Origin of the sequence: Methylocaldum sp. GT1BB, from assembly GCF_051027545.1 — a bacterium.
Taxonomy (GTDB): domain Bacteria; phylum Pseudomonadota; class Gammaproteobacteria; order Methylococcales; family Methylococcaceae; genus Methylocaldum.
Map to the genome: position 1 here is coordinate 3846970 of NZ_CP194902.1, position 14363 is coordinate 3861332.

Below are 14363 nucleotides of genomic sequence, written 5' to 3' on the forward strand. Positions count from 1 at the left end.
CTAAGTGACGACCGGATCCAATTCTCCCTTGCTGTACCGCTTGTTCATCTCTTCCAAACTGATGACTTTGATCTTCGAAGCCTGGCCAGCAGCACCGAATGCTTCGTAACGGGCTGCACAAATGCTGGTCATAGCTTTTTGCGCTTCCTTGTAGACTTTGCGCGGATCGAAGTTCTTTTTGTCCTCGACCATGTACTTGCGCATAGCGCCGTACGACGCGATACGAAGATCGGTATCGATATTCACCTTGCGTACGCCATGACGAATACCTTCTACGATTTCCTCGACCGGCACACCATAGGTCTGGCCGATATCGCCGCCGTAGTTATTGATCATCGCCGCCCAGTCTTCCGGTACCGAGGAGGAGCCGTGCATGACCAAGTGGACGTTTGGAATCCTGGCGTGGATTTCTTTGACGCGGTCGATGCGTAGCACTTTGCCGGTCGGCTTCTGAGTAAATTTGTAAGCGCCGTGGCTCGTACCAATGGCAATGGCCAAGGCGTCGACCTTGGTTTTCTTGACGAAATCGGCAGCTTCGTCGGGGTCCGTCAGCAGCTGAGAATGATCCAACTCGCCTACTGCACCGTGGCCATCTTCCTCGCCCGCTTTTCCCGTTTCCAACGAGCCTAGGCAGCCCAATTCACCCTCGACGGAAACGCCGCACGCATGCGCCATATCGGCGACCTTGCGGGTGGTTTCGACGTTGTATTCATAGCTGGAAGGCGTTTTCATGTCTTCCAGCAAGGAACCATCCATCATCACCGAACTGAACCCGGACTGAATGGCACGAATGCACACGGCTGGCGAAGCACCGTGATCCTGGTGCATGCAGATCGGAATATGCGGGTACATTTCCGCCGCGGCGAGAACGAGATGGCGCAGAAACGGCTCGCCCGCATAGCTACGCGCGCCGGCGGATCCTTGCAGAATCACCGGAGCGTCGACTGCGGAAGCGGCTTCCATGATGGCCTTGACCTGCTCCATGTTATTGACATTGAACGCCGGCAGACCGTAGTTGTGCTCGGCGGCGTGATCCAACAATTGTCTTAAGGAAATGATAGCCATCGATCGACTCCTCTCGCCTCCTGATCGCCAACTTAGCGACGAAATTCAGCCAACCGACGATTTCGTCCAAGCGACTTGCTTGAACCGAGCACTGCCGGATGGCGTATGCTCCCTTTCGGCAACCGTCCGCCCGAAGGGGAGCATCCGTTGAAAATCGTCGCCAGTTAGGCCCTTTCTCAAATCTCTAGAAAATCAATCCTAGAGAATCGACTCCACCTGTTTGACAACATTTTCGACGGTAAAGCCGAACTCCTTGAATAGTAGGCCGGCCGGTGCGGATTCGCCGAAGCGGTCCAAGCCCACGATTTTGCCATTGAGTCCTACGTACTTGAACCAGCCATCACTAACACCCGCCTCGACGACGACGCGCTTGGTAACGGCAGACGGTAATACCGACTCGCGGTATGCGGCATCTTGACCGTCGAACACATTGGTCGAAACCATGGAAACCACGCGAATTTTCTTACCCTTGCCTGAAAGCTCCTCCGCCGCCTTCAACGCCAGCTCGACTTCCGAGCCCGTGGCGATGATGATCGCATCCGGCGTCCCATCAGAGTCGCGAACGACGTAACCGCCGCGCCGGATGGCGTCGATCTGCGCCGGAGTGCGAGACACGTGAGGCAGGTTCTGCCGCGAGAAGATCAGGCATGAAGGACCATCCTTGCGCTCAATTGCGGTTTTCCAAGCCACCGCCGTTTCCACCGAGTCGCACGGACGCCAGACCTGCATGTTTGGAATCATGCGCAGCGTGGCAGTTTGTTCGATCGGTTGATGTGTCGGACCATCTTCGCCCAGACCGATGGAGTCGTGGGTGTAGACATAAATCACCGATGCCTTCATGAGGGCCGACATACGCAGCGCGTTGCGTGCGTATTCGGAAAACATCAGGAAGGTCCCGCCGTAAGGTTTAAAACCGCCGTGTAAGGCGATGCCGTTCATAATCGCCGACATGCCGAACTCGCGCACGCCATAGTAGACGTAATTGCCGTCGTAACCTTCTGCATTCACGTTCTTGCAGCCGGACCAGATGGTCAGGTTGGAGCCTGCCAGGTCGGCAGAGCCGCCCATGATTTCGGGCAGCAGCGGTCCGAAACCGTTAAGAGCGTTCTGCGACGCTTTTCGGCTCGCGATGGTTTCGGCTTTCTCATTAACTTTCGCGATGAAGGCTTCCGACTTCTCTGCCCAGTCGCGGGGCAACTCGCCTGCCATGCGGCGCTCGAATTCAGCAGCCAATTCCGGATACTCGCTGCGATAGTTTTCGAAGCGGTCGTTCCAGTCGGACTCGGCCTTCGCGCCGATTTCATTCGCATCCCACGCTTCATAAATTTCGGACGGGATTTCGAACGCCGGATGCGGCCAGCCGATGGTCTCACGGACCAAAGCTACTTCATCGGCACCCAATGCGGCGCCGTGGCATTCTTCCTTGCCCTGCTTATTGGGAGAGCCCCAACCGATGATCGTCTGGCAACAGATCAAAGAGGGCTTGTCGGTAACGGCGCGTGCTTCCTCGATGGCCTTCTTCACAGCCTCTGCGTCATGACCGTCGACTTTCGGGATGACGTGCCAGCCGTAGGCTTCAAAACGCTTCGGGGTATCATCCATGAACCAGCCTGGCGTGTTGCCGTGGCCGCGTACTTCACCATCGATCGAAATATTGTTGTCGTCGTAAAATGCGATCAGCTTGCCGAGCTTCATGGATCCGGCAAGCGAGCAAGCTTCGTGGGAAATGCCTTCCATCAAGCAGCCATCGCCCAAGAATGCATAAGTGTAATGATCGACGATTTTGTGGCCGGGACGGTTGAATTGGCCTGCCAGCGTACGTTCGGCCAACGCCATGCCGACCGCGTTGGTGATGCCCTGCCCCAAAGGACCGGTGGTCGTTTCAACGCCCGGTGCATAACCGTATTCCGGATGGCCCGGTGTTTTGGAGTGGAGCTGACGGAAATTTTTCAGCTCTTCGATCGGGAGGTCGTAACCGGTCAAATGCAGCAACGAGTACAAGAGCATGGAACCGTGACCGTTGGAAAGAACGAAGCGGTCGCGATCCGGCCATTTCGGGTTTGCCGGATTGTGCCGCATATAATCGTTCCACAGCACCTCGGCGATATCTGCCATTCCCATTGGCGCTCCCGGATGCCCGGAATTCGCTTTTTGTACAGCATCCATGCTCAAAGCGCGTATGGCGTTTGCTAATTCTCGACGCGAAGGCATATTTTTCTCCTTGATACTTTTTATGGTTAGCTTACGAAAGTAGGGATGGAATTTTATCAGCCTGATCGGCTTTGTCACCAGATTCGCACGAGCGTGCCGTCGGCTGATGGATTCTTCCCCCTTTGAGGTCAATCATTGACAGCTGTTGGAGCCAAAAACATTGCTCCGAGCATTATCCAAGAATCGTCCTGGACCAAAGAACGTAAATGCGTCAGGGCGCCGCTCAAGACTTGCCAGTGTATCGAAAGTCTTCTCCCAACCGATTTGGCAACGACCTGCACACGTAAGCCTGCCGTTCTTGTTAAGACGGTTTGGTTCCATGTATCCTTAGCCGGTTATTGCTGTAGCAGGCCTTAGAGTATTTCTGATCAAGCAGTTCCGTCAGAAATGCTTGTAGTGCCAAATGCAATAGTAATCGGGAGCCGGGATGTTCCCGTAGCTCTCCAGACACATATTACTTTGAAATGCAGGATTCGATTATGCCAAAGAATTTACTTGACCAACTCCGAGAAATGACGGTGGTTGTGGCCGACACCGGCGACATTCAGGCTATAGAAACCTTTAAGCCCCGAGATGCGACTACCAACCCCTCGCTCATTACCGCCGCCGCCCAAATGCCTCAGTATCAGGGCATCGTCGACGACACACTGAAAGGGGCGAGACAGACTCTGGGCAAGGATGCACAGGCATCGCAGGTAGCTTCCCTCGCTTTCGATCGGTTGGCCGTTTCCTTTGGCCTAAAAATTCTGGAAATCATCGAAGGCCGCGTTTCCACGGAAGTGGACGCAAGACTTTCTTATGATACCGAGAGCACTATAGCCAAGGCTCGCGAGATCATCGCGCAGTACGAAGCTGCGGGCATTTCAAAAGAACGCGTGCTCATCAAAATCGCTGCCACCTGGGAAGGCATACAAGCCGCCGGAGTACTGGAAAAGGAAGGCATTCATTGCAACCTGACGCTATTGTTCGGCTTGCATCAGGCGATTGCCTGCGCCGAGGCGGGCGTCACGTTGATTTCTCCCTTTGTTGGGCGAATTCTGGACTGGTATAAGAAAGATACCGGACGCGACTCTTATCCGCCCGCCGAAGATCCAGGTGTTCTTTCGGTCACCCAAATCTACAACTATTACAAGAAGTTTGGCTACAAGACGGAAGTCATGGGCGCGAGCTTCCGGAATATCGGCGAAATTACCGAGTTGGCCGGCTGTGACCTCCTGACCATTGCGCCCTCTCTGTTGTCCGAGCTACAGTCTACCGAGGACGAGCTGCCGCGGAAGTTGGATCCGCAAAAGGCCGCTAGTGCCTCGATCGACAAAATCGCTATGGACAAAGCGACTTACGACCGGATGCATGCCGAGAATCGCATGGCTTCGGAAAAGCTGTCAGAGGGTATCGACGGTTTCACCAAGGCCTTGGAAACGTTGGAAAAACTCCTTGCGACCCGACTATCCTACCTTGAGGGATAGAGGAGACTCTAACTACGCGGCTGAGAATATTTCCGGATCCGAGATCCGGAGGGCGGCCAACTTCTATGGCGATGTGGAACACGTCGACAATCTGGAAGAAGTAGTCGCTTATTCGATGCCGCGATTTTCGTGTAAGAGTTTGGGTGGAACACCGATTAAAACGTCGGCCAGACATCGTTGATTGCCGACGTTGTCCACCCTAGCAAGAAGCGACCTCGAGGAATGCGATCCTTTCAGCTCAACGGTGCGGACCAATTAATCGCTTTCTTTTCCATTGGTTCCAAACGTCCTTATCGGCGCAATAGTCCTCGACAATAGTTTTTTCAAGGATCGCCAGCCCATAATCATCCGAGCGATCTGCCCTATCTCCGGTCTTCCTGCCTTGTCAGACCAATATGCGCCATCTTGCATTGAGTCAACCAAGAAAGATGCCTAAAACTGGTCGTTTATATATTGACATGGTTCAGCGAGGAAAAATTAATCAATTGGGCGGACGTGTTTTCTATTCGTTAAGTTGGAGAAGCAAAATGCCCCCTTCATTTATCCATGAATCTAAGACCCGTGTGTTACCCCGAAAATTATCGGGCACAATGGGCGTCACTCTAATCATTGCAACGTGCTTATTTTCAGCCAGTGCGTTAGCTCATGTTATTAGTGAAGAGGACCATCACGCCTTTGAGCATAAGTATGCTGATATGTGCGTGAAAAAAGAAAAAGCAAATCCGAATAGAGTCATTACAAGCGATGATTCCCCGATCATAAACCTGTGTGAATGCATAGCACAGGAAGAATCAAAGCGCCTTACGATCGATGAAGTGAAAAAATTCCTTCGCGAAAATAAGTACCCCGTATCCCTTCTCATCAAGGCGGGCCAAGCCGAGAACATATGCTCTCAAAAACTGCGACAAACCAAACAATAAGCGCTTCAGATAAAAGCGCATGCCGGCCTCAAGCATTTGCAATGCTTTGCTCGAGCTAGCTATTCCGGAATCTGTGCCGCAGCTACGCGCGAAGTTGCGCATGCGTCAGAGCCAGGAACTGAAACGGAGCCTTTAAATTGAGACGGACTCGGATGATGAGTCCTTCATCTGTAGTCTACAGACCTGGCGGTCTGGAAAATCGGCGGCGAGGAGTATTTTTTGTGAGGCGCTATCACTACGCCCATCCGATCGGTTTCGCTGGCATCGTGAAAAGCGATATAAGCGTGCATGGTTGACGCACGTGCAGGCGCTGAAAAGCGAACAGTCTCGGCACAAGACCATTGTTCGATACGAGCTTTGCCAGGGTGCAATATCTTAACGAGCTACAAGGCCCGTCAAATACTCGCTCATGGTCTATTGAAGGGCACTACGATAGTACCGCACCCCTCAGGCATCGTGGCCGGACTTTCTTCGTAAGTTAATCCGGCCACAAGACCAAACTCGCTATCTGCGTATCAACTGTTCGGTCGCGAGCAGTTGTGTTAACACACAGCGCGTAACGATTTGATTCCCTGACATTCGACTAGGCCAATACATAATACATACATATTGGCCTTAGCCTTAAGACACTACTCCAGATTAGCGTGTCTTGTCCTCATCTCTTCTTCCGGAATTCCCTTCTCATGAATGATGTGGGCGATCGTAGCTTCCAAAAAGATCAACGTCGATAACTCGAACGTGGTACCCATTGGCATGCCTACAACTTTGCCATACTGCTCCGCAGTGCCAATCTGGCACACGAAATCCGCCATATCGCCAATTGTTGAGCTGTTCTTTGTGGACAGCAAAACGATTTTTGCGCCCTGCTCCTTAGCACGTTTGGTGAATGCAATCATCGTCTCCGTTTCTCCGGAGCCCGAGATCACGATGAATAAATCACCCTTTCGAATGCTCGGGGTAACAATTTCACCAACTACGTATGCATCATAACCGCCGTGCATCAGTCGCATCGCAAAGAATCTGGCGACCAGTCCCGATCGACCGGCACCAGCCACAAACACTCGCGACGCCTCGTCGAGCATGCGAGTCAATTTTTCATCATAGGTGGGATCTGTGGCTCCTAAGACGCCAGAAATCTTTTCTATGATCGTTTTCTGATGCATAAGATGCCCCTTTATGCGGCGCCAGCGAGCTCGCAAATTTCACGTGCGGCATCAGCAGGCGAAGGAGCACCGTAAATTGCAGCGCCAACAACAACAATGTTTGCACCGGCACGCGCAACCTGCTGGACGGTCGACTGCTTGATTCCACCGGCAACAGAGATTCTGACGGGCAGGTTCAGTCTGGCAATGGCTTGCAAGTCGGCAAACGGAGTTTGCCCAGCCGCCTGCGCATCAAGACCCGTGTGAACGCCAATGATATGAGCGCCAAGCCTGGCGGACTCTCTAGCACATGCTACTTTGTCCGGTACATTGATGAGATCGACTTGTACTTCTGCATTGTGCGCGTTGGCGGCCTTGATTACGCCGGCGATGGTGGGAAGACCGGACACACCGAGAACCGTACAGATATCGGCGCCTGCCGCATAGAAAGGCGTCGCCTCGTACTCGCCGGCGTCCATCGTTTTGAGATCGACCAAAATCAATTTGTTCGGGTATTTCTTCCTCAATTCTCTGACCAGGCTGACTCCATTATGCTTAATGCAGGGCGTTCCGATTTCGAAAATATCCACATAAGGCGCCGCAAGGCCAGCAAGTTTCAAAGTCTGGTTGACGTCCAAAGAATCTAATGCCAATTGTATTAATGGTCTTGCCATGATAGGTACTCCAATTGTTATAGTTGATTAGATACTTATTAACTTAATCTTTATAAATGCATTCTTTAAACGCATTATTTGTTAACTCTAAAGTAGAACCGGGATAGGTGTCAACGATCCTCTGTCGCTCTCTCGTATCTATCATCGCCAGCGCGCGACACCGTGAACACATGTGCAGTTTCACGACTATGCGTCGGGACAATCGGTGGATAGCGGCGATGAATCGAAAAATGCGGGATTATTCGAGCCAGCACATAAGAGATGACTTAACCAGCTTCTGCGTCTAGTGCCTGCCAAAGCCAAGTTTTGGAGGAACCTATCACTTTCTGCGATAACAGCCGTTTTATCTTGCGGTCTCTTCGAGATTTTTCAGGTACTTCGCCACCCCCGTTACGGCTGCCGCTGGTTTGGCAGCTGAAGGTAGATTTTTCAGGTATTTAGCCACGCCGGTTTCGCTCGCAGCAGCTTTGGCAGGTTCCGAAAGGGTTTTCATGTACTTTGCCACGCCGGTTTCGCCCGCTGCACCGCTCGAAACTGGCGCAGGTGCGTGCTGAACAGGCTGGACATTAGATCCGGATTGTCTGCTGCTCCAGAAGATGAAACCAGCCAAGCCCAGAACGATCAAGCCGATCGGATAATTTTCCGCCAAGGGATTCTCGGCTTTTTCGGCAGCAGCACCAGAGCTGGGTTGATCGGCTGATACCGCCGTCGAGTTGCTCGAATCCTGCTTCGCCTGTATGGTTTGTACGGTTTTTGCTCGTTCCTTTGCAGCCTCAGCGTGCTTGGCGATTAAATCAGCGTCTTGGGTAATGACTACCGGCTCAAAGTCTGCTGCTGGGTATTCTGATTCCGCCATCGCCAACGGGCTGGCTAGCAGCAGCGCCGTAAGTATCGCTTTCGTCAAATTACGTTTTTTCACATCATTCTCCTAAACATCTTAAGAAATGGATGAAGACCCCCGCCAGCATGCGCTGGATGGCCACTCCTGACTTAGTATAAGGGGGCGCATCATCAAATGGAATATATGAGGCTCTTTCAATGACCTGTGAGCACAAAAGATGCGCGTTTTGATGATCAACTGAGCTCAGTAAACCATTCCGGCGAAGCCCTCCGTAGCGCTAGCTGCCCGCCGAAGAGTGAGTATACATGTGCATCACTGACTTGCATCGGGAGAAAATCCTGATCTCAGATGATGGGGCGAGTTCCGGTAAACACAGGCGCCCTCCGAGCAAGCCCGGTGATGCGGCCATGCGAAAGAAAAACACCCCCTCGAACTAACGCATGGACAATAGCTGGTCGACCCGCTGTAGGTCATCCTTGGTATCAACCCCTGCTTCAGGCGCTTCCTCGATTACCCTGACCAGAATACGTTTTCCCTGCCACAAAATGCGCAGTTGCTCCAGGGCTTCGACGGCTTCCAACTCGGACGGTGGCCAGCTTACATAGCGCCGCAGAAAACCGGCCGAGTACGCGTAGATACCGATATGCCGGAGATACGGAAAGTTTTCTGGCAAAAGACTGCTGTCGCAGGAAAAACCAGCCCGATGCCAAGGGATGGGAGCCCGACTGAAATAAAGTGCGTAGCCGGTGTTATCGACCACGGCCTTAACGACATTCGGGTCGAAGACTTCTATGTGACTTTTGATGGGTGTGGCGAGCGTAGCGACCTGAGCGATACTCTGGTCGGCCAGAATCATGGCAAGCATCCTCACCAAGTTCGGCCGCATTAAGGGCTCATCGCCCTGAAGATTGACGACGATTTCGTCATCCGACCAACCCAATTGATCGGCCACCTCGGCTATTCGCTCGCTACCGCTAGTATGATCCTTTCGGGTCATCAGCGCACGTATCGGCAGATGGCTTACGGCTTCACGGATTCGTTCGTCGTCGGTGGCAACGATGACATTATCACCCGCTTCTAAGGCGCGTTCACAGACATGGACGATCATCGGACGTCCGGCTAAAGGAAGCAGAGGCTTGCCGGGCAGCCGACTTGACCCGTAGCGTGCCGGAATGACGATATTGAAGGACGGCATGGTGCTGCGGTTACGAAAGAGCGTCGTATTCTTCAAGGCTGATCTTTCGTGCCTCGTTTTCCAGCATCACCGGAATGTCATCGCGTATCGGATAAGCGAGTCTGTCCGCTTTGCAAATCAACTCCTGCTGCTCCTTCCTAAAAAGAAGTTCGCCTTTGCAAACAGGGCAGACCAGGATCTCAAGCAGTTTTCTGTCCATTGCATTTAGCCTTCAATATGGTTAACAAATTTACTCCGAACTCGGTCGGTAGCGTCGCTTCGACAGGCACATACCATAAATTCGAAGCGCCGAAAGTTCGGCATTTGATAGCGTCTTTTTCGGTCATCACGATTGGGAGGCCTTCGGCAAAACCTAAGTCTTCGACCCGATACTGATGATGATCGGGAAACTCGCGGCTGTCGAACTTCAACCCGAAGCTCCGGAGATGGCTGAAAAACCGCTGCGGATTGCCAATTCCGGCAATTGCGTAAAAAGCGCGCCCACCGAAGGATCTTAGGGGCTCTTTTACTTGTTCCTCTTGCAGATTAACGGCCACTCCGCCGTCCAGAGACATGAAATATTCACCGGGCGGAGCCTCTGCCGAATAAATCCTCAAGTCTACCGAACTCAATCGCTCGACTGGCTCCCGCAGAGGCCCTGCGGGTAGGCAGTGACCATTGCCGAATTGCCTCGCACCGTCCACTACAGCGATTTCTACGTCGCGATACAGGGCATAATGCTGTAACCCATCGTCCGACAGAATAATGTCACAGTCGGTTCTTTCTAACAGCGCTTTTGCGGCCTCGGTGCGTTTCGGGAAAACGAACACCGGGCAACCGGTTCGCCGGGCAATGAGCAGAGGCTCGTCACCTACAGCATGCACATCGGAATCTTCAGCGACTCGAACCGGCCGACGTCCGTGGGATGCTCCATAGCCGCGGCTGATGACGCCAGGTCTAAATCCATTCTCCTTAAGAAACCGAGCTAGCCAAATGACCAAAGGCGTTTTGCCGGTGCCGCCGACCGTCAAATTGCCGACCACAATTATCGGAACCGGCAAGCGGCTTATGCGTTTAAGTCCGTTTCGATATGACCAGCGGCGAAACGTAACGACCTGTCGAAATAAGGCTTCGAGCGGAATTAAGAAAGGATTTGGACGCGGCTTTTCATACCATTCCCGCTGAAACCAGCCAGCCAATTGCTTTTTCACGCGACTCGAACGACTAGGGATTTTCGATCGCCTCGCTCTTCGCGGCGAAAGTCACATGAGTGAAACCGAGCTGGCTGGCCGCGTCTAAAACGGTAATTACGGCTTGATGGGTGGTTTTTTGATCGGCATTGATGACCAGCAACGGATTCTTATTGTCGCCCGCGGCTTCGACAATCGCCTTTTTCAAGGTTTCGATTTGCGTGTTTACCACCTGATGCTCATTGACGAAATAACGCCCTTCGGTATCGATGACGACATCTACGCCCTTTTCTTCACCTGTTGATTGACCCGTAGCTTCGGGCAGGCGGATTTGCAGTTCTGCTTCGCGGCTGAATGTCGTGGTCAGTACCAGGAAGATCAGCAGCACGATGAGCACGTCGATCATCGGGATCAGGTTGAGCTCGGGGTAGTCCCGACGCCGCGGGCGGAAATTCATTGCCGTTTATTCCTCTTCTTGACTGCTGTAAAGAGTCTCGATCAATCGCACGGCCTCCTCCTCCATGCGCACGGCGAAGTCGATCACTCGCCCCTGAAAATATCGATAGAAAATAAGGCTCGGAATGGCAACCGCCAGGCCGGCAGCCGTGGCAATGAGGATTTCCGATATGCCGCCGGCGAGTTTGGTGGGATTCCCGATACCGCTCGCCATGGAAAACGTGGAAAAGACCTTGATCATACCCAGGACGCTGCCCAATAACCCCAGGTAAGGCGACACGGATGCGATAGTGCCCAAGGTGTTCAAGTATCGTTCGAGATCGTGGATCACCTGGCGTCCTGCCTGCTCGATACTTTCCCTCACCACCTCGCGCCCTTGCGAATAGTTCACGAGCCCTGCGGCAAGGACCGCGCCGAGCGGGGAGTTCGCCTTCAATCTGCGAATGTAGGCGGTATCCAGCCGATTTTTCCGATATTGATTCCATACTTCCGGAACGAGCTGCGGCGGGATAATACGGGTTGCACGCAAGGTCCAGAAGCGCTCCAGTATGATGGCTAAAGCCAAAATCGAACAGGCAATGATGGGCACCATGACCCATCCGCCCGCCTTAATTATTTCGAACATCGTCGATTATCCCCAACATTAGTCAGCCAACCATTTTAGTCGATCGGCTTGAAACCGGCAGTCCGTTAACATCACGGACAAGGTAAGCAGGACGCCGAATCGGGCACCTTCTGAGTCTTCGAGTCATCCGACGTTCACCCGCCAACACCTAAAAAACTCAGGTATAAAAGCATTACAAGGTTTCTATATCGATGTTCGGAAGTTCGACGCGAAAATTTCCGCGTTGCCAAATAACTTTTCCGACATCGCGCCATGGCTGAGCGATATTCTTGTGGCGCAGATCATCTTCCCAGTCCATGGGAACGCGCACTTCCTTTAATTTGACGAGAAATTCGGCGTTCGACAAATCCAATCCCAGCTCAGTACCCCAAAATGCCGTAACCTTTTTCAGGAACTTGCTCAATCGCTCCTGGTGCATGTGAGAAGTCACTGCGACGTTCGCCCACATCGACTGCACTCGGCCCCAATTTGGCGCAACCAACCGCCCCTCCTCGTTCACGAAAGGCAACCATTGCTCCCGGCCGCTTTGGTCCTTGTAAGTCAGGGCCAGGATGTGATTGTAGCCGGCGAAATGATCGTGCATGTAAAGAGCATGGGGCGTTATTCCCAAAAAAGCATGGGAAAAATTGATGACCGAATTGCTGAGGTGATCCAGCAATCGGCCGGCAGTGCCGATATCGCAAGCCTCTCCGCAGCGGTACAAGATGCCGTAATGAATCGTGCTGTTCAGTTGCAGCATCAGGACCACAATCAGGAATTTCGCGATGCGTTGCGTTTGTTGTCCAGTCGTCGCCGCATAACGTTGATACCATTGCGCGAAAGGATGCTCCTCAATTGCTGGTGGCAGCGATTGAACCGCACACGCCTCATCGCACACGATGCGTTCTCGTCGGTCCGCTATTCGGCGATAACACCGGTTTCCCAAATGGTAAATGCCCGGCAATCTCATCAGCCAACCGACTGGGGCGGTATATCCCATGCCGACCAATATGCGGATATAAGTATCCAATCCCGAATACAAGCGCCGCTCACCGTCCAAAGCGTAAAGATCTTGTAATAGCTTATTTTCAGGAATCGAATCTAGTTCCCGATATTCCTTCGCATTAGTCTGCAAGCCCTTGAAGTCAACCGCCTTGAGAATATCGAAGTGCTGAATGACGATTACGGTGCGGTTGCACAACGGGCATTGTTGATCATAGAAAACGGTCAGCCCCGGTTGCTCGAATTGGAACGCCTTCTTCAGATTGCGCCACCACCTAAACGGGACCAGTAAAAAATAATGGACCAGCATCGCAAAACCGAAGGGGTAAATATTGAGCGAGAGCACAATTCCCGTGTGAAACAACGTCCCGGTGAGCAACAGAGGAACCCGAAAGAGGCGGAACCAAAACAGGAACAAGAAGGCGAATTGGAAGACGATTATCGTGTAACCGATAAACATTTCCAGAGACTTTATGTTCAACAACGGCGTCATATCGATTGCCGACATGTAATAAGGCATGGTCGGCGGCAGCCAAGGTCCCATCCCGTTACGCCAGAAATCCGCTGAAAGTTTATGGATACCCGAATCCAGATAGAGTAATCCTAAGGAAATGGCAAGTGGAATATAGTAGGCAAGAACCGTTACTTTGTCTTGCGGCTCATACCGGTTATTCAATGTCGAGTGTCTTAATTTACGACGCAGATTATCCAGGGATAATGCTCGTTCGGTAGGCAGGAACATCAGAAGAAAGCTGGAGCCCGTCATCAACTGATCGAATCCGCCGTCGAAGTCCTGCCACATGGGGGTGAAAACGACGAATGTCACCCAGAATACATAATTAGCTACTGCGGCCCTTCGAGTGTGATACCCCACGACAAGACATGCCGCGACGCAAATCCACGCAAGGAGAAAAAAATGCAGTATGGGAGATGCTCTATCAAAAAATGGTACCGGATCAAAAATTAAATGCCGGAAATAAAATAGGAAAACAATTTCCTGGAGTATTACCAATGAAAAGCCAATTCGGAAAGCACCAAGGCCGGTGGCAGGAACTTGCTTGGCAAGCCCCTGCTCGACCAATGATTTCAGTTTTCGGTACATTGCTTGAATAATTAGGCGTGAGGGGAGCGCTATGAGCGGAATTCGAAATGAAAAACGATTCGGCGTCGCGTTACTTGCGTGTGGCACGATGACGCGAATTGTAACTCTTTGCTGACGGAATGAGCGAAGTTTTAATGCTCGGAAAGCCAAAGCCACGCGTGCCTCAGGTCTCTGGGGGAACTCGTCCGCAAAGTCAGGAGGAACGTCCAGGCCGCCTTTGGCGTGCTAAAAGTGCCTGCGTACCTCGAATGTAGTGAATTCCTCAACCGGAATTTCTTCGATCACTTCCAGTGAATCGACTTTAGCGCGCGGAGGGCCGCTCGCGCACCAATCCAAGAATTCCGCGATACGTTCCGAGGCGCCCTCCGCCAAGATTTCGACCCGGCCGTCCGGAAGATTTCGTACCCAGCCTCTTAATCCCAAGACCGAGGCGCGCTCACAGGTAGCCGCGCGGAAGAACACCCCCTGAACCACCCCCCCTACAAAAACATGAACCCGCCTCGTCATCGTTACACC

14 protein-coding genes are annotated in these 14363 nt (G+C 52.5%); 2 read left to right on the forward strand and 12 right to left on the reverse strand.

From position 1 onward, the window contains the following. Entirely contained in the window at window positions 1-1065 is a 1065-nt protein-coding gene (gene fba / locus ACR2TX_RS18510) for a class II fructose-bisphosphate aldolase (protein ID WP_077731055.1), read from the reverse strand. A 198-nt stretch (window positions 1066-1263) separates the two neighbouring features. Further along, window positions 1264-3300 carry a transketolase gene (gene tkt, locus ACR2TX_RS18515; protein WP_434132509.1) on the reverse strand — a complete coding sequence of 679 codons (2037 nt, stop codon included), beginning with the start codon at window positions 3298-3300 and terminating at the stop codon, window positions 1264-1266. A gap of 455 nt (window positions 3301-3755) precedes the next feature. Between tkt and ACR2TX_RS18520 the strand changes: the two genes are divergently transcribed. Beyond that, complete coding sequence (locus ACR2TX_RS18520; RefSeq protein ID WP_156880884.1) at window positions 3756-4742, forward strand: transaldolase; 987 nt, start codon at window positions 3756-3758, stop codon at window positions 4740-4742. 395 nt (window positions 4743-5137) lie between these two features. Then, a complete protein-coding gene (locus ACR2TX_RS18525; protein WP_133716093.1) occupies window positions 5138-5662 on the forward strand; it encodes a hypothetical protein in 525 nt (174 codons plus the stop codon). A gap of 629 nt (window positions 5663-6291) precedes the next feature. On the opposite strand, the gene hxlB is transcribed toward ACR2TX_RS18525, so the two are convergent. The 10 genes from hxlB to ACR2TX_RS18575 all read right to left on the reverse strand — a co-directional run bounded on the left by hxlB (window position 6292) and on the right by ACR2TX_RS18575 (window position 14354). Beyond that, window positions 6292-6825 carry a 6-phospho-3-hexuloisomerase gene (gene hxlB / locus ACR2TX_RS18530; protein ID WP_077731053.1) on the reverse strand — a complete coding sequence of 178 codons (534 nt, stop codon included), beginning with the start codon at window positions 6823-6825 and terminating at the stop codon, window positions 6292-6294. 11 nt (window positions 6826-6836) lie between these two features. Then, on the reverse strand, window positions 6837-7478 hold the full coding sequence (hxlA, locus tag ACR2TX_RS18535) for a 3-hexulose-6-phosphate synthase (RefSeq protein ID WP_434130477.1): 642 nt from the start codon (window positions 7476-7478) through the stop codon (window positions 6837-6839). Between the two features lie 343 nt (window positions 7479-7821). Next, window positions 7822-8397 (reverse strand): hypothetical protein, encoded by a 576-nt coding sequence (locus tag ACR2TX_RS18540; protein ID WP_434130478.1) that lies wholly within the window; start codon window positions 8395-8397, stop codon window positions 7822-7824. Between the two features lie 355 nt (window positions 8398-8752). After that, the gene (kdsB, locus tag ACR2TX_RS18545; protein WP_156880921.1) at window positions 8753-9514 is read right to left on the reverse strand and encodes a 3-deoxy-manno-octulosonate cytidylyltransferase; all 762 of its coding nucleotides are present in this window, start codon (window positions 9512-9514) and stop codon (window positions 8753-8755) included. Between the two features lie 10 nt (window positions 9515-9524). Further along, window positions 9525-9713 carry a Trm112 family protein gene (locus tag ACR2TX_RS18550; RefSeq protein WP_077731049.1) on the reverse strand — a complete coding sequence of 63 codons (189 nt, stop codon included), beginning with the start codon at window positions 9711-9713 and terminating at the stop codon, window positions 9525-9527. After that, window positions 9694-10704, reverse strand: a complete 1011-nt coding sequence (gene lpxK / locus ACR2TX_RS18555) for a tetraacyldisaccharide 4'-kinase (RefSeq protein ID WP_077731048.1) — start codon at window positions 10702-10704, stop codon at window positions 9694-9696. Before lpxK ends, ACR2TX_RS18550 begins: the two co-directional genes overlap by 20 nt. A 13-nt stretch (window positions 10705-10717) precedes the next feature. After that, on the reverse strand, window positions 10718-11140 hold the full coding sequence (locus tag ACR2TX_RS18560) for an ExbD/TolR family protein (protein ID WP_086133942.1): 423 nt from the start codon (window positions 11138-11140) through the stop codon (window positions 10718-10720). A gap of 6 nt (window positions 11141-11146) precedes the next feature. After that, on the reverse strand, window positions 11147-11764 hold the full coding sequence (locus ACR2TX_RS18565) for a MotA/TolQ/ExbB proton channel family protein (RefSeq protein WP_077731046.1): 618 nt from the start codon (window positions 11762-11764) through the stop codon (window positions 11147-11149). A gap of 172 nt (window positions 11765-11936) precedes the next feature. Continuing rightward, the gene (locus ACR2TX_RS18570) at window positions 11937-13847 is read right to left on the reverse strand and encodes a DCC1-like thiol-disulfide oxidoreductase family protein (protein ID WP_434132511.1); all 1911 of its coding nucleotides are present in this window, start codon (window positions 13845-13847) and stop codon (window positions 11937-11939) included. Between the two features lie 225 nt (window positions 13848-14072). After that, a complete protein-coding gene (locus ACR2TX_RS18575; RefSeq protein WP_086133940.1) occupies window positions 14073-14354 on the reverse strand; it encodes an acylphosphatase in 282 nt (93 codons plus the stop codon). Between the last annotated feature and the right edge of the window lie 9 nt (window positions 14355-14363).